16 protein-coding genes are annotated in these 20,709 nt (G+C 48.8%); all 16 read left to right on the top strand.

What is annotated here, in order from left to right:
- Positions 1-3: 3 nt before the first annotated feature.
- The 16 genes from EJP77_RS05250 (at position 4) to sigG (ending at position 20,708) form a co-directional block, all read left to right on the top strand.
- The gene (locus EJP77_RS05250; RefSeq protein WP_127198077.1) at positions 4-2,217 is read left to right on the top strand and encodes a penicillin-binding transpeptidase domain-containing protein; all 2,214 of its coding nucleotides are present in this window, start codon (positions 4-6) and stop codon (positions 2,215-2,217) included.
- An 87-nt stretch (positions 2,218-2,304) separates the two neighbouring features.
- Positions 2,305-4,251 carry a stage V sporulation protein D gene (locus tag EJP77_RS05245; protein WP_127198076.1) on the top strand — a complete coding sequence of 649 codons (1,947 nt, stop codon included), beginning with the start codon at positions 2,305-2,307 and terminating at the stop codon, positions 4,249-4,251.
- 67 nt (positions 4,252-4,318) lie between these two features.
- On the top strand, positions 4,319-5,809 hold the full coding sequence (locus EJP77_RS05240; protein WP_127198075.1) for a UDP-N-acetylmuramoyl-L-alanyl-D-glutamate--2,6-diaminopimelate ligase: 1,491 nt from the start codon (positions 4,319-4,321) through the stop codon (positions 5,807-5,809).
- Positions 5,809-7,212 (top strand): UDP-N-acetylmuramoyl-tripeptide--D-alanyl-D-alanine ligase, encoded by a 1,404-nt coding sequence (locus EJP77_RS05235; protein ID WP_342772988.1) that lies wholly within the window; start codon positions 5,809-5,811, stop codon positions 7,210-7,212. The genes EJP77_RS05240 and EJP77_RS05235 overlap by 1 nt, the downstream gene beginning before the upstream one ends.
- Before the next feature lie 27 nt (positions 7,213-7,239).
- Positions 7,240-8,205, top strand: a complete 966-nt coding sequence (mraY, locus tag EJP77_RS05230; protein WP_127198073.1) for a phospho-N-acetylmuramoyl-pentapeptide-transferase — start codon at positions 7,240-7,242, stop codon at positions 8,203-8,205.
- 5 nt (positions 8,206-8,210) lie between these two features.
- Positions 8,211-9,632, top strand: a complete 1,422-nt coding sequence (gene murD, locus EJP77_RS05225) for a UDP-N-acetylmuramoyl-L-alanine--D-glutamate ligase (protein WP_127198072.1) — start codon at positions 8,211-8,213, stop codon at positions 9,630-9,632.
- A 52-nt stretch (positions 9,633-9,684) separates the two neighbouring features.
- Positions 9,685-10,782: a stage V sporulation protein E gene (gene spoVE, locus EJP77_RS05220; RefSeq protein WP_127198071.1), complete on the top strand. Its 1,098-nt coding sequence runs from the start codon at positions 9,685-9,687 to the stop codon at positions 10,780-10,782.
- A 5-nt stretch (positions 10,783-10,787) separates the two neighbouring features.
- On the top strand, positions 10,788-11,900 hold the full coding sequence (gene murG, locus EJP77_RS05215) for an undecaprenyldiphospho-muramoylpentapeptide beta-N-acetylglucosaminyltransferase (protein ID WP_127198070.1): 1,113 nt from the start codon (positions 10,788-10,790) through the stop codon (positions 11,898-11,900).
- Between the two features lie 171 nt (positions 11,901-12,071).
- Positions 12,072-12,977 (top strand): UDP-N-acetylmuramate dehydrogenase, encoded by a 906-nt coding sequence (gene murB, locus EJP77_RS05210; RefSeq protein WP_127198069.1) that lies wholly within the window; start codon positions 12,072-12,074, stop codon positions 12,975-12,977.
- A 16-nt stretch (positions 12,978-12,993) separates the two neighbouring features.
- Positions 12,994-14,274, top strand: a complete 1,281-nt coding sequence (gene murA / locus EJP77_RS05205; RefSeq protein WP_127198068.1) for a UDP-N-acetylglucosamine 1-carboxyvinyltransferase — start codon at positions 12,994-12,996, stop codon at positions 14,272-14,274.
- 60 nt (positions 14,275-14,334) lie between these two features.
- The gene (locus EJP77_RS05200; RefSeq protein ID WP_127198067.1) at positions 14,335-15,102 is read left to right on the top strand and encodes a cell division protein FtsQ/DivIB; all 768 of its coding nucleotides are present in this window, start codon (positions 14,335-14,337) and stop codon (positions 15,100-15,102) included.
- 243 nt (positions 15,103-15,345) lie between these two features.
- On the top strand, positions 15,346-16,596 hold the full coding sequence (gene ftsA / locus EJP77_RS05195; RefSeq protein ID WP_127198066.1) for a cell division protein FtsA: 1,251 nt from the start codon (positions 15,346-15,348) through the stop codon (positions 16,594-16,596).
- Positions 16,597-16,650: 54 nt separating this feature from the next.
- Complete coding sequence (gene ftsZ / locus EJP77_RS05190; protein ID WP_127198065.1) at positions 16,651-17,760, top strand: cell division protein FtsZ; 1,110 nt, start codon at positions 16,651-16,653, stop codon at positions 17,758-17,760.
- Positions 17,761-18,108: 348 nt separating this feature from the next.
- A complete protein-coding gene (gene spoIIGA, locus EJP77_RS05185; protein ID WP_127198064.1) occupies positions 18,109-19,071 on the top strand; it encodes a sigma-E processing peptidase SpoIIGA in 963 nt (320 codons plus the stop codon).
- Between the two features lie 12 nt (positions 19,072-19,083).
- A complete protein-coding gene (gene sigE, locus EJP77_RS05180; protein WP_127198063.1) occupies positions 19,084-19,806 on the top strand; it encodes an RNA polymerase sporulation sigma factor SigE in 723 nt (240 codons plus the stop codon).
- 119 nt (positions 19,807-19,925) lie between these two features.
- Positions 19,926-20,708 carry an RNA polymerase sporulation sigma factor SigG gene (sigG, locus tag EJP77_RS05175; RefSeq protein ID WP_068616382.1) on the top strand — a complete coding sequence of 261 codons (783 nt, stop codon included), beginning with the start codon at positions 19,926-19,928 and terminating at the stop codon, positions 20,706-20,708.
- The last annotated feature ends 1 nt before the right edge of the window (position 20,709 follow it).

Below are 20,709 nucleotides of genomic sequence, written 5' to 3'. Positions count from 1 at the left end.
GAGATGGACAAGAGAATAAAACTTCGGACACTACTTATAGGGGGACTCGTTACCCTCTTTTTTCTTGTAATTATAGGTAAAGTCTTCTGGCTTCAAATTGTCCAAGGTTCCTTCTGGGAGGCATACGGTAAAGACAACTATTGGTCCCGGAATCAGCCCATTCCGGCTGTGCGCGGTGAGATTACGGACCGGAACGGAGACGCTTTGGCTATTAATGCGCCAGCTTATACCGTAGCCCTTCAGCCAAAAGTGATTCTGAAATACGGGTTGGAGGACGAGGTTGCTGGTGGGCTGAGCAAGCTGCTGAACAAGCCGGAAAGTGAAATTAAGAGCCTGATTCACAGCAAGAGCAAAAAGGGAGAGACACTTGATCAGGTTGAGGTACGAAATGAAGGCTGGAAGATTGATCAGGAACTGAAGGATAAGGTTAACGCTTTTTCGGAACAGATTAAGAAGGATCACAAACCTAAGAAGCTTGCAGAGTCCGGCATCACCTTCATCGCAGATGAGAAGAGGTATTATCCCAAGTTAACCCTTGCTGCTCATATCCTGGGGTACACCAACCGGGAGGGCACAGCTATAACGGGCCTGGAGAAAAAGTATGATAATCTTCTGCACGGGGTCGACGGCTCCATTAAATATGAGAGTGACCGGAAGGGCGTCAAGCTGACAAAAGCCGAGGAAGTATACAAGGCTCCCAAAGATGGAAGTAATATCAAGCTGACGATCGACGATACAATACAGTATTATATCGAAGGTGCGATGAAAGAGGCCTTTGCCAAGCTGAAGCCGATCAGTATGACGGTTATCGCGGCTGATCCGAATACGATGGAGATTCTGGGGATGGCCAATATGCCAACTTTCGATCCGAATGAATACTGGAAGGAAGAGTACAAGAATAACTTTAGGAATCATGCGCTTGCTTCTACCTATGAGCCGGGATCGACCTTCAAGATTGTGACTTTGGCAGGTGCCGTTCAGGAGGGTTTGTTCAACCCGAACGCTACCTACATGTCAGGGCATATCAAGATTCCTGGTTACAAGACTCCTCTCTATGACGTGAAGCATGAAGGATGGGGGCCATTAACTTATCTTCAAGGGGTTAAGCATTCGAGTAACGTAGCTTTTGTTAAGCTGGGTTACGAGATGCTGGGCAAGGAGAGACTGCTGAATTACATCAAGAGCTTCGGATTTGGCCAAAAGACTGGCATTGAGCTGTCGGGCGAAGCGAAAGGGATCGTTAACCCACAGCGGGACATTGAGTATGCCACCACGACCTACGGCCACGGTATTACCGTGACCCCGATTCAGCAGGTTGCGGCAGTTGCCGCAGTGGCCAATGGAGGCAAGCTGCTTGAGCCGCATATTATCAAGGAGATTGATCCGCCAGCAGGAGCCCCGGTGATTACGCAGCCGAAAGTCGTTCGGCAGGTAATCTCTCCGGATAAAGCCAAGGAAGTGGGAAGCTACCTGGAGCAGGTTGTCTCTGACCAGAAAATCGGTACAGGGCGCCATGCGTACATTCCGGGTTACCGTGTAGCCGGGAAGACGGGTACCGCGGTTAAGCCTAAAACTAATGGTGAGGCCGGATATGACTATACGAAGCAGGTAGTTTCTTTTATCGGATATGCACCGGTTAACGACCCTAAGATCTTAGTCCTAGTAGTTATTGACGAACCCCAAGATTCAGACTTGGGAGGCGGAACGGCCGCTGCACCAGTGTTTAAGAAAATCGTTAGTCAGACTCTGGAGTATATGGGTGTGCCGAAGTCGAACGTAGCGGCTGATGAGCCAAGCGAGACGGGAACAGCTGCACCTGATCTTAAGGGAATGCAGCTTAGTAATGCCAAGAGCAGTCTGACGAAGAAGGGAATTTCCTTCGAAACTCTGGGTAAAGGCAGCAAGGTGATCAGTCAATATCCGAAGGCAGGAACGATGATGTCCTCTGCGCAGCGGGTGTTCCTCCTTACGGAAGAGAGCAAGTCGATGGAGGTTCCGAATCTAACCGGAGTATCGTTGCGGGACGCTATGGAGATTCTGACCCTTATGCAAGTATCTGTATCCGTGGATGGAGAAGGCTATGTGGTGAGCCAGAAGGTGACCAAGACAGGCGGAAAGCGAAGCGTCCTGCTTACACTTCAGCCTCCGGCAATACAGGCCAACAATACGGATAGCAATACTCGCAATCAATCGGATAAGAAGACGGAAGGAGATTGACGGATAGCTTGTTCTAACCCCTGTTTATCCTGAATATTCATGATATCAAAGCCATCATGGACAAGAGGATGAACAGGAGGGACACGTATGAAGATTTCCGGGATTACGAGAAGACGCAGGCTTTTCTCGCTTCTCTTGATACTTTGCTTGCTGTTTGGCGCATTAGTAATCAGGCTGGCTTATGTTCAGCTTAGTAAGGGTAATGAACTGTCAGCCGAAGCTGAGGAGTTATGGCGCCGCAACATTCCTTTCTCCGCCAAGCGTGGTGAAATATTAGACCGTAATGGCGTTTCTCTGGCCTATAATATTACGACGCCAACCATTATGGCGATTCCCGCTCAGATCAAGGATCCGGAGATAACTGCCCATAAGGTGGCTCCTATCCTGGGCATGAGTGAAGAAACAGTTCTTAAAGCGATCAAGACCAGACAGCTGATTGTTAAACTACGACCCGGCGGGCGCAAAATTACGATGGAGAAGGCTCAGAAAATTCGTGATTTGGGTCTGCCGGGTATTGTCATTGCCGAAGACAACAAAAGGTATTATCCTTATGAAGGACTTGCGGCTCACATTCTAGGTTTCACAGGGATTGATAACCAGGGATTGACGGGTGTGGAGAAGAAATACGATGACAAGCTGAACGGCATGAACGGAAGTATTTCTTTTCTGTCTGATGCGGGCGGGCGGATTATGCCGGGTTCCTCGGAGAAATATGTAGAGCCCAAAGATGGTCTCAATCTTGAGTTGACCATAGATAAGAACATTCAAAGCATTATGGAAAGAGAACTTGATCAGGCCATGGCGAAATTCAAAGCGAATGGGGCATGGTCGATTGCGATGAATCCCAAGAACGGTGAGATTCTGGCCATGGCCAGCCGTCCAGGTTATGAGCCTGGACAGTATCAAGAATACCCTTCACAGGTGTATAACCGTAATCTGCCGATCTGGATGACCTATGAACCAGGTTCGACATTCAAGATTATCACACTTGCCGCTGCCCTTGAGGAGAAGAAGGTAGATCTAGTCAATGATCGTTTCTTTGATCCGGGTTATGTGAAGGTTGGCGGTGCTAGACTCCGCTGCTGGAAGAAAGGCGGCCATGGCAGCCAGACTTTCTTGCAGGTGGTTGAGAACTCTTGCAACCCGGGATTCGTAGCCTTGGGCCAGCGTCTTGGCAAGGATTCATTATTTAGTTATATCCGCAACTTTGGATTCGGAAGCAAGACCGGGATTGATCTGGGCGGCGAAGAGAACGGGATCTTGTTCAAGCTGCCGCAGGTAGGTCCTGTCGAGCTTGCCACGACAGCATTTGGTCAGGGGGTGTCGGTGACCCCGATTCAGCAGGTTGCTGCGGTATCTGCAGCGATTAATGGTGGCAAGCTGTTCAAGCCTCACGTGGGCAAGTCGTGGGTGAATCCGGATACCGGACAGGTTGTGGAGAAGATAGAACCTGAATTTGTCAGACAGGTGATCTCGGAGAATACTTCCAAGCAGGTCCGCAGTGCTCTGGAAAGTGTAGTCGCCCTTGGAACAGGGCGTCCGGCTTTCATCGATGGATACCGGGTCGGGGGGAAGACAGGAACTGCGCAGAAAGTCATTAATGGACGATATTCCTCAAGTGAGCACATCGTTTCTTTTATCGGATTTGCTCCGGCAGACGATCCTCAGATTGTAGTCTATACTGCTGTTGACAATCCTCAGGGGATTCAATTCGGGGGCGTTGTAGCAGCGCCTATTGTCAAGAATATTTTGGAGGACTCTCTCCACTATATGAAGATTCCCCCGCGCAAGGATCAGCTGGCCAAGAACTATAAATTTGGCGAGCAGCCAATTGTAGAAGTGCCTGATCTGGTAGGTGCATCGGTCCAGGATTTATATGAGGACTTGAATATGAACTTCAATCTGGCCCGATCTGGCTCTGGCAGCTATGTGATCAATCAAGCTCCCAAACCTGGAGCACGGGTGGAAAGAGGGTCTACCATTCGCATATACATGGGTAATGAAGCAGAGGTAGAACATAATCATCAAGAGTAAGGCCTGAGTGGACGTTATTTTGACGATACTATGTGAATGAATTCGTGATATAGATGGAGGTATAACCATGTTTCTTAACCAGCTAGCAGCCTATCTCGCAACTTCCAGTATTCATGGAGATGGCGAAGTCGCAATAACAGGCATTCAAATCGACTCGCGTAAGGTGTCTTCAGGAGACTTGTTCATTTGCCTGCCAGGACATACCGTAGACGGACATGATTTCGCCCGTCAGGCGGCAGAGAAGGGCGCAGCCGCACTGGTAGTACAGCGCATTCTGGATGATGTACAGCTGCCACAACTGAAAGTGAAGGACTGCCGTCTGGCGATGGCGGTTCTTGGCAATGCCTTTTATAACGAGCCAAGTTCCCGTCTTCGTGTGATTGGAGTTACAGGCACGAACGGTAAGACGACAACCACTTATCTGATTGAGCAGATCCTTAAGGATCAAGGCAATATTCCAGGCTTAATAGGTACGATTCAGCGCAGATATGCAGGGCAAAGCTATCCGATGTCGGGCACGACACCTGAGTCGCTGGACCTGCAGGGTTACTTGAACGATATGGCAGAGGCGGAATGTAATTACTGTGTAATGGAAGTATCCTCCCATGCTCTTGAGCAAGGGCGTGTTAAGGGAACACAGTTCCGCACCGCCATTTTCACGAATTTAACCCAGGATCATCTGGATTACCACAAAACGATGGAGGAATACCGGGCGGCCAAAGGGCTATTCTTCTCTCGTCTGGGTAATCAATACTTTGAGGATCCACAGGAACGCAGCTATGCGGTTCTTAATGTGGACGATGAAGCGTCAGCTTATTACGCAGCACAAACTGCGGTGGAAGTCATTACATATGGTGTGGAGAATGAAGCTGATGTTCGGGCATCGGGCATATCTATTACCTCACGCGGGACGTCCTTCCATGTAGATACTTTCCGGGGGAGCACCGATATTAATCTTCGGATGGTCGGCAAATTCAATGTCTATAACGCTTTGGCTGCGATTAGTGCGGCCCTGCTGGAAGACATTTCGCTGGAGCAGATCAAAGCCAGCCTGGAGTCGCTGCAAGGCGTAGAAGGCCGTGTCGAGGCCGTGGATGAAGGACAGGAATTTGCGGTTATTGTGGATTATGCCCATACGCCCGATGGACTTGAGAATGTGCTTCGTACCGTGAAAGAATTCGCAGAAGGCCGAGTGATTTGTGTATTTGGCTGCGGTGGAGACCGGGATAAGACGAAGCGCCCGATTATGGGGCAAATTGCCGCCAAATATTCGGAGTATGTTTTTGTTACTTCGGATAATCCGAGAACTGAGAATCCGGAAGCTATACTTTCGGATATTGAAGAGGGGCTTACTGCGCACGGCGTGACACAGGATCGTTATGAGCTCGTTGTGGATCGTAAGGAAGCCATTGAAAAGGCTATTGAAATGGCAAGCTCTAAAGATGTAGTATTGATTGCGGGGAAAGGCCATGAGACCTATCAGCTTATTGGGTCCCAGGTACTTGACTTTGATGATCGTATTGTTGCTAAAGAAGCCATAAGGGGTCCTCGAAAGTGATAAAAAGAAACCTAGTTCAGATTGCAGAAATGTGTGGAGGGAAGCTTGTACATGCCGAGCATGCGGAGGTGGTCGCGGCCGGTGTAATTACAGATTCCCGCAAAATAACTCCAGGCTGTCTGTTCGTCCCGCTCGTGGGGGAACAGTTTGATGGACATTCTTTTGCTGCTGAGGCCATTGAACAAAGCGCTGCAGCTATACTTTGGCAGAAGGACCACGGCACTCCGCCGGAAGGTCCTGTAATTCTGGTTGAGGATACACTGCAAGCTCTGCAGCACCTCTCTAAAGCCTACCTTACCGAGACAAAGGCGCGTGTGATTGGAATCACGGGCAGCAACGGAAAGACAACAACCAAGGATATCGTCGCTTCTCTGCTGGCCACTACCTACAAAGTTCACAAGACGAACGGGAACTTTAACAATCATATCGGGCTGCCGCTTACCATTCTATCAATGCCCGAAGATAGTGAAATAGCGATCTTGGAAATGGGAATGAGCGCCCGTTATGAAATTGAATTTCTTTCAAAGCTTGCTGAGCCTGAGACGGCTATGATTACGAATATTGGAGAATCCCACCTGCTTCAATTGGGTTCAAGGGAAGAAATTGCCCGGGCCAAGGTGGAAATACTTGCCGGTATGAAGCCGGGCGGGCTGCTTGTCTACAATGGGGATGAGCCTCTGATTCCTATGGTGCTGCAGGAGCCGGACACCCGGAAGCCGGACAATTTGAAGCTTTCAACTTATGGAGTTAACTCCACGAATGACGATTATCCAACCGGCATGATGTTTCAAAGTGGAGGAACTGTGTTTACCTCTTATTCAGGCCATTCAGATACGGCCTACCGTATTCCTCTGCTTGGCGAGCATAATGTGATTAATGCACTTGGCGCCATCACGGTTGCGAGACATTACGGGGTGACCGAAGCGAATATCGTTGAGGGTCTTGAGCAGCTTGAGCTCACGAGCATGCGGATTGAAATGATCGAAGGGGTTAGCGGGATTGCTATCCTGAATGATGCTTATAATGCAAGCCCTACCTCTGTCAAGGCGGCAATCGGCGTGCTGGAGAAGATGAAGGGTTACCGCAGAAAGGTTGCTGTGCTTGGTGACATGCTAGAGCTGGGTGGGCTGGAGGAACGATACCATGAGGAAATCGGTCAGTTCATTACTCCAGACAAAGTTGATCTTCTCTATACTTATGGGCCTCTCGGGTCCAAGATTGCTCAGGGCGCTGCTTCCAATCTTCCCGATAAGCATATTCATGCATATACTGACAAGACTGAGCTTATTCGTGCCCTTATACAAGAATTGACCCCGAAGGATGTTGTACTTATCAAAGCTTCACGGGGAATGAAACTGGAAGAAGTGGCACAGGCCATTACAATAGATAAGCTTCAATCCTAAAAAATGATAGCGAAAGGAGGGAGATCCGTGGATTTCTCACTTGTACTTCTCACCATAGGCGTTTCCTTCATCCTCGCCGTCATTGCGGCTCCCTTATGTATACCACTTCTGCGCAGGCTCAAATTTGGACAGCAGATCAGGGGCGAGGGGCCCCAGTCCCATTTGAAAAAAGCAGGTACGCCTACCATGGGCGGCATTATTATCATGGTTGCTTTTACACTGGCCTTTATGAAATTTTCTGTGATCAATACGGACTTTTACGTCATGCTGGTAGCTACACTGGGGTTTGGTCTAGTAGGGTTTCTGGATGACTACATCAAGATCGTTTTCAAGCGTTCACTAGGGCTTACCGCCAAGCAGAAGCTGGTTGGACAGCTGGTGTTCGCGGCTATTGTATGCATTCTTCTGATTTCGAAGGGGCACAGTACGGCGATCGGAATTCCGGGAACAGATTATTCCTTTGACTGGGGCGGTATCTTTTATTATCCGTTCATTGTGATTATGATGCTGGCAACTACGAATGCGGTTAACTTTACAGATGGTCTGGATGGACTGCTATCTGGCGTCAGTGCCATAGCACTAGGAGCTTACGCGGTTGTCGCGATGCAGGCTACTTCACTTCCCGCTGCGGTGTGTGCCGGAGCTATGATTGGCGCTGTACTTGGATTCCTTGTGTTCAATGCTCATCCGGCCAGGGTGTTCATGGGGGACTCAGGATCGCTTGGTATCGGCGGAGCCATCTCGGCCATTGCCATCGTTACGAAAGCTGAATTGTTATTCCTGGTCATCGGCGGAATATTCGTTATCGAAATTTTGTCTGTAGTGCTTCAGGTCGCTTCATTCAAGACCCGGGGCAAGCGTATTTTCAAAATGAGTCCGATTCACCACCACTTTGAATTGTCTGGCTGGTCCGAGTGGCGTGTTGTTATTACATTTTGGGCGGTTGGACTTGTGCTCGCAGGTATTGGACTTTATCTCAACAAGGGGTTGTAATTGCGATGAATCATCCGGAAATGTATAAAGACCGGGAAGTTGTTGTCCTGGGTCTTGCCAAAAGTGGAGTTCAAGTAGCTAAGACCCTGCATGAAGCAGGCGCGAACGTGATTGTAAATGATAAAAAGGATAGAGAACAGTGTCCCGAGGCATCCGAACTGGAGGCTTTGGGAATTTCTGTTCTATGCGGGAGCCACCCGGAAGGACTTATCCATCCGGGTGTCTCTCTGCTGATTAAGAATCCGGGTATTCCTTACTCGGTGCCGCCTGTACAGAAAGCGATTGAACTGGGAATTGAGGTCGTGACCGAGGTGGAAGTGGCTTATCATATTTGCCAGGCGCCCATCATTGGAATTACAGGCTCCAATGGCAAGACGACGACGACTACGTGGGTAGACAAGCTGTTAGAGGCAGCGGGCATGCATCCTATTGTTGCCGGTAATATTGGTACTCCGCTCTGTGAGGCAGCAGCCGCTGCAAGTCCGAATGACTGGATGGTGGTAGAGCTTAGCAGCTTCCAACTGAAAGGAACGAAGGACTTCCGTCCCGCTGTAGGCTGCTTGCTAAATGTTGCAGAGACACATCTGGACTATCATGGAGATATGGAAGACTATGTGAACTCCAAGGCGAAGCTGTTCGCCAATCAGCTTGAGAGCGATGTTGCTGTACTTAATTTTGATGATCCGGTCTGCCGGAAGCTGGTTCCTTACGTCAAATCAAAGCTATTGCCGTTCTCGGTTACAGAGACTCTTGTAGAAGGTGTGTATCTGGATCCACCGTATGCGGCGGATGTTCAGGACCATGTATCCAGAACAGTGATCTACCGGGATACAGATGGAAAACCACATGAAATTGTGCAGGTGGACGAAATTGGTCTGCCAGGGCGTTTTAATGTAGAAAATGCACTTGCCGCTATTGCCATCTCCATTGCTGCAGGCGCTAACCTCGAGTCTCTCGCTGAACCGCTGAAGTCCTTCCGCGGAGTTGAACACCGCCTGGAGTATGTGGAAGTGAAGAACGGGGTCACCTACTATAACAATTCAAAGGCGACGAATTCCAAAGCAACGATCATGGCCCTGGGAGCATTGGATGCTCCTATTATCCTGATTGCAGGCGGACTAGATCGGGGCTCCGATTATATGGAGTTGATTCCTTCTTTCAAAGAAAAGCTCAAAGCGGTGGTTGCCCTTGGCGAAACCAGGGAGAAAATAGGCAGGGTAGCTGAACTTGCCGGATTAACCCAGATCGTGCTCGTCGATACTGAGGAGGACGCTGCCTCTGTGCTCCGCACCGCGATTCATGAAGCTGCGAGTCTTGCCGAAGCGGGGGATATTGTTCTATTATCCCCGGCATGTGCGAGCTGGGACATGTTTGCTTCCTATGAAGAGCGTGGACGCATTTTTAAAGAGGCCGTGCATAACCTTTAGTAGAGGGGTGGATAAGCCCCTACTACTATTATAGTTAGAGGTGGCTTCCGCTATGAGCAAGACGCGCCATGCGCCTGATATTTGGTTGTTAATCTGCATTCTGGCACTGCTGGCGATCGGCATGGTCATGGTATACAGTGCAGGCTCCGTACTTGCTTTTCACGATTATGGGGATTCCTTTTATTTTGTGAAAAGACAGCTGCTGTTCGCGGTCCTGGGACTGATTTCCATGTTCTTTACCATGAACCTCGATTATCGTAATTTGCGAAAATATTCGAGACCCATACTTATTGTTTGCTTTATCCTTCTAGTTATTGTACTTATTCCGGGTATTGGTGTTGTGCGCGGGGGAGCAAGAAGCTGGCTGGGGATTAGCTCGTTCGGGATTCAGCCTTCAGAATTTATGAAGCTTGGGATGATTCTGTTTCTATCCGATTGGCTTAGCCGCGAGACGATGGATATTACAAGATTTACGAAAGGCCTGCTTCCGCCGCTTGGGCTGATTGGACTTGCGTTTGGGCTTATTATGCTGCAGCCTGACCTCGGGACAGGAACCGTCATGCTGGGGGCTTCACTGCTGATTGTGTTTGCTGCAGGAGCCAGACTTAAGCATCTGTTCACGCTTGCCTTGGCAGGGGCTGCCGGGTTTGTAGGGCTGATCCTCGCTGCTCCTTATCGTCTGAAGAGAATTACAGCTTTTCTTGATCCTTGGTCGGACCCCCTCGGAGCCGGATATCAGATTATTCAGTCTTTATATGCAATCGGCCCGGGCGGACTAGCGGGGCTGGGGCTGGGTATGAGCCGTCAGAAGTATAGTTATGTACCTGAGCCGCAGACGGATTTCATATTTTCGATATTGGCTGAAGAGCTCGGATTTATCGGCGGTCTGCTCGTGCTGCTGCTCTTCATGATTCTGGTATGGAGAGGCATGAGGGTCGCGATGACGGTTCCCGATACTTTCGGAAGTCTGCTGGCCGTAGGAATTATTGGTATTGTTGCTGTTCAGGTTGTGATTAATATTGGCGTAGTTATTGGTATGATGCCGGTTACCGGCATTACGCTGCCGCTCATCAGCTACGGCGGATCTTCGCTCACCCTGATGCTGACGGCACTAGGAATTTTGCTTAACTTATCCCGACATTCGAGGTGAACATCATGCGAGTTGTATTAAGCGGAGGAGGCACAGGAGGACATATTTATCCTGCGCTCGCCGTCGCGAAGCAATGTGCTTCTGAATTTCCGGAAACGGAGTTTCTATATATAGGGGGACAGAAGGGACTGGAAAGTTCCCTGGTTCCCAAAGAAGGTATTCCTTTTGAAGCTATTAATATTACCGGATTCCGTAGAAAACTGTCACCGGAGAATATAAAGACCGTTGTTCGCTTTCTGCGGGGTGTCAGCACATCCAAGAAATTGCTTAGAAAATTCAAGCCGGATGTGGTTATTGGAACGGGGGGATATGTATGCGGTCCTGTCGTGTATGCCGCCTCCAAATTGGGAATTCCAAGCATCATTCATGAGCAGAATGCCATTCCGGGTCTCACCAATCGCTTCCTGAGCAAGTATGTAGATACGGTTGCACTGAGCTTTGAAGGCATGGAGAGCGCGTTTCCCGGTTCAAAAAACATCATTTATACCGGCAATCCAAGGGCAACTACAGTCTATGAGGCCGATAAGACAAAGGGTTACTCTGCCTTGGGGCTTATTCCAGGAACTCCAATTGTACTGGTGGTCGGCGGCAGCCGGGGAGCCAAGGCGATTAATGAGGCCATGATCGAAATGGCGCCCTTGTTGAATGAGCTTGAGCATGTTCGCTTTGTCTATGTAACTGGTGAGAGTTATTATGAGCCTACTCTTCAAGCAATCAAGGCCAAGACTGGCAATCTACCCCGTGGTCTTCAAGTGCTTCCTTATGTGCATAACATGCCTGAGGTGCTGGCTTCTACTTCGCTTATTGTTAACCGTGCGGGGGCTTCCTTCCTTGCGGAGATTACCTCGCTTGGTATCCCGTCAATTCTGATTCCTTCTCCCAATGTGACCAATAATCACCAGGAGAAGAATGCCAGAACGCTGGAGTCTGCCGGAGCAGCTGAAGTTATCCTGGAACAAGAATTAACCGGTCCGGCTTTATTCTCATCGATCAAGCAGATTATGGAGGATGTCTCCAGGCAGGTGTCTATGTCCACAGCTTCACGCCGGATGGGTAAGCCGGACTCTGCACACCTGCTGGTAGAAGAAATGCACCGGCTAACGCAGCAGCGGAGATAAAATTCCAGGCTCTGGGCGGGTGTCACACTCTATGTAGAGCTGACATAAGATACTCTATAATCGCGTGACAATCTACCCAGGTGCCGAGGTGTGATGCTCCAGAAATCTATCCGTATTAGGATTGATCAATCAATTGGCTGTGAGGGTAACGAACCAGGGAGGGAAATTAAGATGCAGCAGTGGATTTCTAAACTATCCGAGGCAGAGGTCGGCAGTATTCTGCCGAATGAGCCAATGGCCAAATATACAACATGGAAAATCGGTGGTCCCGCTGATGCGGTGATCGTGCCTGAGACGGTGCAGCAGCTTCAGCATCTTATCCGTATCCTGCATGAAGAGAAAGTTCCTTGGATGCTTGTTGGCAAAGGATCTAATATGCTCGTATCCGATCTTGGAATCCGCGGTGCGGTAATCAAGTTTGGCAAAGGGCTAGAGGGGTCAGAGTTCCGAGGGACTGAAGTGGAAGCCGATGGGGGCGCAAGCTTTGTCAGTCTGAGCATCATGGCGGGCAAGAAAGGCCTCACAGGTATGGAGTTCGCTTCAGGTATACCCGGCACGGTTGGTGGTGCGGTATATATGAATGCCGGAGCGCACGGGTCTGATGTGTCACGCATATTCAAATCCGCTGAGATTGTACTGGAGACAGGGGAATTGGTTAGCTACAACGCGGAACAGATGGAATTCGCTTATCGTCATTCGATCCTGCATGAACGCAGTGGAATTGTGGCCAAGGCGGTGTTCCAGCTTAGGGAAGGAGACCGTGCAGCGATTTCTTCCTCCATGGCAGCCTATAAGGACCGGAGAAGACAGACTCAACCGCTGCAGCAGCCGTGCGCCGGAAGCGTGTTCCGCAACCCGCCGGGAGATCACGCCGCAAGGCTGATTGAAGCAGCCGGTCTGAAAGGGTACCGGTCAGGCGGTGCCGAGGTATCCGAAATGCATGCCAATTTCATTGTTAATACCGGGCAAGCGACAGCAGAGGACGTACTCACCCTTATGCATCATATTCAAACCGTGGTTGCCTCCAAATTCGAGGTAAATTTGGTTCCGGAAGTGTTCTGCGTGGGTGAGCGGTAAACTCGGAGGTGATACATTGGACAAATTGGTGATTGAAGGCGGGAAACCCCTATCAGGAACCATTCGTATCCATGGAGCGAAAAATGCCGCATTGCCAATCCTGGCGGCAAGCCTGCTGTCCGGAGGGAAGGTTCAGCTGCGCAATGTACCGCGTTTGCTTGACATTGATGTTATGCTGCGCATTTTGAACCGCCTGGGCTGCAGTACGATTCACAGAGGGGACACCGTGGTTGTCGATTCAAGTGGGGCGGATTCTTGTCAAGTACCGGAAGATTTAATGAAGCTGATGAGGTCATCGATATTCCTTATGGGGCCTTTACTGGCCAAGTTTGGCGAGGTATGTGTATACCAACCAGGCGGATGTGCGATCGGTGAACGCAAGATTGATCTCCATCTGAATGGTCTTAAGGCGCTGGGAGCCGTCATCGAAGAGAATGACGAGCAGATTTGGTGCCGGGCCAAGAAGCTGGTTGGGGCAGATATTCATTTGGATTTTCCCAGCGTTGGGGCAACAGAGAACATTATGATGGCTGCTGTACTGGCTGAAGGTACAACAATAATTACCAATGCAGCCCGTGAGCCCGAAATTCAGGACCTTCAGAATTTCCTGAATCAAATGGGCGCGAGCATTATGGGTGCAGGTACGGACACCATTAAGATCCGTGGAGTTCAGCAGCTTTATCCATGCGAGTATGAGATTATTCCTGACCGCATAGTGGCTGGAACCGCTTTGATTGCCGCTGCGGCTACCCGAGGAACGGTAACATTAACTCATTGCAATCCGGCTCACTTAATCTCGCTGCTCCACGTGCTGAGGCGCGCTGGTGTTCAAATAGGGGCTTGCAATGATATAATCAATGTTAGTAGTCTTGGAAGACCTAAAGCGGTAGAGAGCATTGTGACCTCTCCCTATCCTGCATTTCCTACCGATCTCCAGTCACAAGTCATGGTACTGTTATCCTTGGCGGATGGCATGAGTATAATGCGGGAGACGGTGTTCGAGGGCAGATTCAAACATGTGGATGAACTTGTACGTATGGGCGCTGATATTTCGGTGAACTATACTTCTGCTTACATCCGGGGAGTTCCGAGATTATATGGGGCGACCGTGGAAGCAACCGATTTAAGGGCAGGTGCAGCACTGGTTATTGCAGGACTGTCGGCTCACGGCAAGACCGTTGTGGAGCAGGTTCATCACATTGACCGGGGATATGATCGAATAGAGAATATGTTTCAGCGGCTGGGAGCCCATATGCACAGACAGACTCCCGTGCTCAAACAGCTTGATTTTGCCTGATTAATGCCAAGGTTGTCCCCTCCATCCGGAGGGGCTATCAGGCTTTATGGAGAAGTGAACATGCCAAAAGCAAATGTACCGGTCCTTAAGAAGGACAAGCCAAAAATGAAGACAAGCCGTAAAGTTATCGCCATTTTAATCCTTCTGTTTGTTGTCCTGATGGGTGTGCTGTTCTTTCGGTCACAGATAAGCAAAATTTCAGAAATCCGTTTCACTGGAAATAAATATACTACCAATGCGGATCTTCAGAAACAGATTGGTATTGGTGTCGGAGCGCCATTTTTCGGTACGAGTGAAAATACGATACGTGAACGGCTTGCAGCCATTTCTTCGATCGAGAAGGTAACTGTAGACAAGCAGTTTCCAGGTCTTATCAGCATCCATATCAAAGAGTATCCTGCGGTCGCCTATACTCTTAACAAAGACGGAAGTCTTGAAGCCTATTTGGCCAACGGAACTGTGGTTCCTGCCAAGAATGGCGGAATTGCTGCCGGGAAGCCGCTGCTGTCGAATTGGAAGAAGAGTGATCCGAATTTGGCCAACCTCTGCAAAGTACTTGGACAAATTTCAGATAATCTGACTGCAGATATATCGGAGATTATTCCTTCACCGACCGTATCTTATCCGGATCGGATCAAGATGTACACAAGCTCGCATTTTGAGGTAATCACCGCGATTTCACTGCTGTCGGAGAAGATCGAGGATCTGAATTCGGTCATCGATACTCAGCAGCCTGGGACACTTACCATGCTCGAGGCGAATTCCTATTCATCCTTTGGGCCTGTCGAAGACAATCAGGAGCCTCAAAAAGAGACTACTAATCAGTGACGAACAATGATAAAATATAATTTATGAGCTTGTTAGCATCCTCCCTCTTTTTTCTTATAATTTTTGTGGCAGCTTCGTTTCATGATTTAGAAGCAAAACGCTGCTGGGACGCGGTTCTAAGTAAATCTTGGTAATTAAAAAATTTGTAGAAAAAAGAGGGAAAGAATAAAATACGTTGAATAAGTAGAGAGTTGTACTTAGCTCTCGTAAATAATTTTTATGATAACAGGAGGTGCCAGGGGCTTGAGCAACAATGACATCATTGTTAGTTTGGACATCGGTACATCCAAAGTTCGTGCTATTATTGGGGAAATTTCGAATGGAACCTTTAATATTATTGGGGTTGGATCTGCCGACTCGGAAGGAATCCGTAAAGGCGCAATTGTAGATATTGACCAGACTGTGCAGTCTATCAAGAGTGCGGTCGATCATGCAGAACGCATGGTGGGTATTCAAATATCGGAAGTGTATGTCGGTATTTCGGGAAATCATATCGGACTCCAATCCAGTCACGGTGTAGTGGCTGTGTCGAACGAGGACCGTGAAATAGGGGAAGAGGACATTGAGCGCGTCATGAAGGCGGCAGAAGTGATTGCACTTCCTCCTGAGCGGGAGATTATCGATGTAGTAGCCAAGCAGTATGTGGTTGACGGATTGGAAGGGATTCAAGATCCACGTGGAATGATCGGTGTAAGACTTGAAGTCGAAGCTACCATTATAACCGGTGCCAAGACGGCAATACATAATCTTCTTCGCTGCGTAGAGAAAGCAGGTCTGAAAGTCACGGATCTTGTTCTTTTGTCGCTGGGTGCGGGTCAACTGGCTTTATCCAAAGATGAGAAGACTATGGGTTCCGTGCTTGTGGATATTGGAGCCGGAGCTACAACGATCGCTGTGTTTGAGAATGGAACCATCTCTGCTACATCCACTTTACCTATTGGTGGAGAATTCATTACGAACGATATAGCTTACGGGCTTCGAACCTTAACAGATCAAGCCGAGAAAGTGAAGCTTAAATACGGTTGCGCACTTATTGAGGACGCTGCTCCTGATGTTACTTTCAAAGTAACCCGTATCGGAAGTAATGTGGATAAGGAATTTACCCAGGAGGATCTGGCAGCAATTTCAGAGCCCCGGGTACAGGAAATATTCCACCTGATCCGTCAGGAAGTGAAACGGCTCGGTTACACTGAGCTTCCCGGGGGTTATATACTAACGGGGGGAACGGTGTCCATGCCTGGGCTGCTTCAGGTGGCTCAGAACGAACTAGCCGCTTCTGTGCGAATTGCTGTACCGGACTACATTGGAGTCAGGGACCCCGGTTTCACAAGCGGAGTTGGTATCCTGTATAATGTGATTCGTAACATTCGTATCCGCAGTACTGGGAATAAGAAGACGGTCAAGAATCCAAAGTCTACTCCTGCAGCTCAGGAGACAGCTCCTAAAGCGGGAATTTGGGGTAGTATCAAGAATATCTTTAAAGAATTTATATAACTGGACCATTGATGGACGGGCCATCCACGCACAATGAGGGGGAGATGGAAGAGTATGTTGGAATTTGATTTTGAAATGGAGAGTATGGCTAAAATAAAGGTCATCGGGGTTGGCGGCGGCGGAAGCAATGCCGTGAACCGCATGATCGAGAACGGAGTGCAGGGTGTGGAGTTCATTACGGTGAACACTGACGCACAAGCACTGCATCTGGCTAAGTCCGAACATAGACTTCAGATTGGTGATAAGCTGACCCGCGGTCTTGGAGCGGGCGCTAATCCAGAAGTGGGTAAGAAAGCTGCTGAAGAATCTCGTGATCTAATTGCGAATACGCTTAAAGGCGCAGATATGGTCTTCGTTACCGCAGGTATGGGCGGAGGAACGGGTACAGGTGCTGCTCCTGTGATTGCCGAGATTGCAAGAGAATGCGGAGCATTGACTGTGGGTGTGGTAACCCGCCCGTTCACTTTTGAAGGGCGCAAGCGTTCCTCGCATGCCGAGCTTGGAATTGAAGGACTCAAAGAGAAGGTTGATACCCTGATCGTGATTCCGAATGACCGCCTGCTTGAAATGGTGGACAAGAAGACTCCGATGCTGGAAGCTTTCCGTGAAGCTGACAATGTACTTCGCCAAGCAGTTCAAGGTATTTCCGATCTGATTGCAGTGCCGGGTCTGATCAACCTTGACTTTGCTGATGTGAAGACGATCATGACCGAACGCGGTTCAGCCCTGATGGGAATTGGACTTGCAACTGGTGAGAATCGTGCGGCCGAAGCAGCACGTAAAGCTATCATGAGCCCGCTGCTTGAGACAACGATTGAAGGTGCAAGAGGCGTGATTATGAATATCACGGGCGGTTCGAACCTCTCACTTTATGAAGTCAATGAAGCTGCAGAAATTGTCATTTCAGCATCTGATCCTGAGGTAAACATGATCTTCGGTGCGATTATTGACGAAGATATGAAAGAAGAGATCAAAGTTACTGTAATTGCTACAGGTTTTGAGCATAAGCCAGCTCCTGCACAGCAACCGCTGCGCAAGCCTTCGGTAGGCACCGCGGAGCCACAGGATAATCGTACGAATAATTTGAGACCATTTGGGAATCAACCAAGCGGAGATCAACTTGATATTCCAACATTCCTGCGTAATCGCCGTAACAACGATTAGACTAGGATAGATTTCCCCCATACATGAAGCCTGTTTATCGCATTGTGCGATGAACGGGCTTTTTTGATTTTCACCCCTTTATTTCGGTTAGAAGAACCGGGCTGGGTTACCAGATAATCTCTGGAAGGTCGACAAAAAAAGTTGAACTCTGCATTCAATATTAGACAGACTTCATACTTTGATCTACTTATACTGAGAACATCGATCTGCTTTAAGAGAGTGGACAATAAGACCGAACGGGGGAAACAACATTTCACAAATGGTAATCTCTTAAGTGTGTTTTTTAGCATTTCCAGGAACGCTAGCAAATTAAAGAAGCAGCTCCCGTGGAAATAGGCAGGTGAAGCCATGGTTGTTTATATTGATCTTATTTTTCTGATGAACCTGATCATTGACGGAAGTCTCATTTGGGTGACAGCGTGGATGCGGAAGCTGAAAGTGAAGAAATGGCGTGCTGCTGCTGCAGCGGTAATTGGCGCTTTATATGTGCTTATGATGTTCCTGCCCCAGCTGTCCTTTTTGTATACGTTCCTTACAAAGTTCTTAATCTCGGTAATCATGCTTTGGGTAGCCTTTGGGTTTGGAAGTCTGCAAAACTATCTCCGCAATATGGGTGCCTTCTATATTGTCAACTTCGTGGCAGCCGGAGGGATTCTTGGCATTCATTATCTTCTGCAAAGCTCCGGAGAAGTATGGAGCGGCATTTGGTATACGACTTCAGGAGGAGCGGGCTTTGAAATCAAAATAGGGGCCTTGTTCATCCTTGTGGTCTTTGTGCTTGTTCTGCTGTGGTTCAAGTCCGTTCAATCCTCCCGGCAGAGGCAGCTTCGCTTAAATGCCTATCTAGGAGAAGTAACGGTTCGTATTGGTGAAGTGGACGTCAGCTGCACAGGACTTATTGATACAGGGAACCAGCTTACAGATCCGTTAACCAGAATGCCAGTCATGGTTATGGAAGCCTCACTCTGGGAGGACTTTCTTCCAGAGAGCTGGGCAGGCAAGATCGGCGAAGATGGAGCGGACAACCTCATTATGCAGCTAAGCGATGACAATGGCTTCCCATGGCGAGATAGGCTGCGCCTGGTTCCCTACCGGGGTATCAATAAGGGGTCGCAGTTCATGATTGCATTGAAACCGGATTGGGTAACCGTTACGGTCGTGGATAAAAGAACGACAACCAGCAGAGTGCTTGTGGGATTGGATGGAGGAGGGCTGTCATCGGAAGGAGCCTATAAGGCTATTATTCATCCGGCACTGCTGGAGGAGACGGTCGCTAGTGATAAGGCTAGTGCAGCTGCTAACGCGATATAGGAGGTTTGAGCCATGCTTGTAAAATGGAAATTGACACTTCAACTGCAGTATTATAGATTCCTATTCCTACTTGGAATGAAAAGTGAGGAGATTTATTATATTGGCGGGAGTGAGGCGCTTCCCCCACCTTTAACACGAGAAGAAGAGGAATTCCTGCTGCAGAAGCTCTCCAGCGGGGATGCAGCCATTCGGGCAATGCTAATTGAGCGCAACCTGCGTCTGGTTGTATACATTGCTCGTAAATTCGAGAATACCGGGATCAATATTGAAGATCTGGTCTCGATCGGAGCTATTGGGTTAATCAAGGCCGTCAATACTTTTGATCCGGAGAAAAAGATTAAGCTTGCCACCTACGCCTCGCGCTGTATCGAGAATGAAATTCTGATGTATTTGCGCCGGAACAGCAAGATCCGGTCCGAGGTATCTTTTGACGAGCCGCTAAATATCGATTGGGATGGAAATGAACTGCTCTTGTCCGATGTACTGGGCACCGAGAATGATACCATATACCGCAATATTGAAGAGCAGGTCGACCGTAAGCTGCTGCATAAGGCGCTGGATAAGCTGAGTGACCGGGAACGCATGATTATGGAGCTGCGCTTTGGCCTGACCGATGGGGAAGAGAAGACGCAGAAGGATGTGGCAGACCTGCTTGGGATCTCACAATCTTACATTTCCCGCCTTGAAAAAAGGATCATAAAGCGCCTTCGAAAAGAGTTCAATAAAATGGTGTAACCCAAAATAAAGGAATAAAAAGACATCCCTCGGAGATAATGAACATTAGTTTCACCGCAGATTAGGTAAGGCCGCAGGGCCTTACAGGTTCGATCTGTATCCTTGGGAGGTAAGACACGATGACACGAAACAAAGTCGAGATTTGCGGTGTAGATACTGCAAAGCTGCCTGTTCTAACGAATGCGGAAATGCGTGAACTATTCCACTCTTTACAACAAGACCACGTGCGAGCAGCAAGAGAAAAGTTAGTAAATGGGAATCTGAGACTCGTGCTCAGCGTAATCCAGCGGTTCAACAATCGGGGAGAGTATGTAGACGACTTGTTCCAGGTCGGTTGTATCGGACTAATGAAGGCTATTGATAATTTCGATTTATCGCAAAATGTAAAGTTCTCCACCTATGCGGTTCCGATGATCATTGGTGAGATTCGGCGGTATCTTAGGGATAATAATCCGATTCGGGTCTCCAGATCCCTGCGGGACATCGCCTATAAGGCGCTACAAATGCGGGACAGCCTGACGAACCGAAACTCTCGTGAACCGACTGTACTGGAAATTTCGGAGGCTCTGAATATACCTAAAGAAGACGTTGTGTTCGCACTTGATGCGATCCAGGACCCGGTATCCTTATTTGAGCCCATCTATCATGACGGCGGGGACCCCATCTATGTAATGGATCAGATCAGCGACGACAAGAACAAGGATGTATCCTGGATCGAGGAGATCGCGCTGCGCGAAGCGATGCATAAGCTTAACCGCAGAGAGAAGATGATCCTGTCCATGCGGTTTTTTGAAGGCAAGACCCAGATGGAAGTTGCGGATGAGATTGGTATCTCTCAGGCACAGGTATCCAGACTGGAGAAATCCGCTATTTTACAGATGCAAAAGCATGTGAAATCCTGAC

The sequence above is a fragment of the Paenibacillus zeisoli genome (assembly GCF_003994465.1).
Lineage (GTDB): Bacteria > Bacillota > Bacilli > Paenibacillales > Paenibacillaceae > Fontibacillus > Fontibacillus zeisoli.
Note: the sequence above shows the minus strand (reverse complement) of the source record. Positions and strands in the feature narration are given on the sequence as shown.

Coding starts and splice junctions, on each gene's coding strand:
- murD (WP_127198072.1), top strand. CDS start 8,211: ATGAATCATCCGGAAATGTATAAAGACCGGGAAGTTGTTGTCCTGGGT.
- sigE (WP_127198063.1), top strand. CDS start 19,084: ATGCTTGTAAAATGGAAATTGACACTTCAACTGCAGTATTATAGATTC.
- EJP77_RS05200 (WP_127198067.1), top strand. CDS start 14,335: ATGCCAAAAGCAAATGTACCGGTCCTTAAGAAGGACAAGCCAAAAATG.
- EJP77_RS05250 (WP_127198077.1), top strand. CDS start 4: ATGGACAAGAGAATAAAACTTCGGACACTACTTATAGGGGGACTCGTT.
- EJP77_RS05245 (WP_127198076.1), top strand. CDS start 2,305: ATGAAGATTTCCGGGATTACGAGAAGACGCAGGCTTTTCTCGCTTCTC.
- murB (WP_127198069.1), top strand. CDS start 12,072: ATGCAGCAGTGGATTTCTAAACTATCCGAGGCAGAGGTCGGCAGTATT.
- ftsZ (WP_127198065.1), top strand. CDS start 16,651: ATGTTGGAATTTGATTTTGAAATGGAGAGTATGGCTAAAATAAAGGTC.
- spoVE (WP_127198071.1), top strand. CDS start 9,685: ATGAGCAAGACGCGCCATGCGCCTGATATTTGGTTGTTAATCTGCATT.
- spoIIGA (WP_127198064.1), top strand. CDS start 18,109: ATGGTTGTTTATATTGATCTTATTTTTCTGATGAACCTGATCATTGAC.
- EJP77_RS05240 (WP_127198075.1), top strand. CDS start 4,319: ATGTTTCTTAACCAGCTAGCAGCCTATCTCGCAACTTCCAGTATTCAT.
- sigG (WP_068616382.1), top strand. CDS start 19,926: ATGACACGAAACAAAGTCGAGATTTGCGGTGTAGATACTGCAAAGCTG.
- murG (WP_127198070.1), top strand. CDS start 10,788: ATGCGAGTTGTATTAAGCGGAGGAGGCACAGGAGGACATATTTATCCT.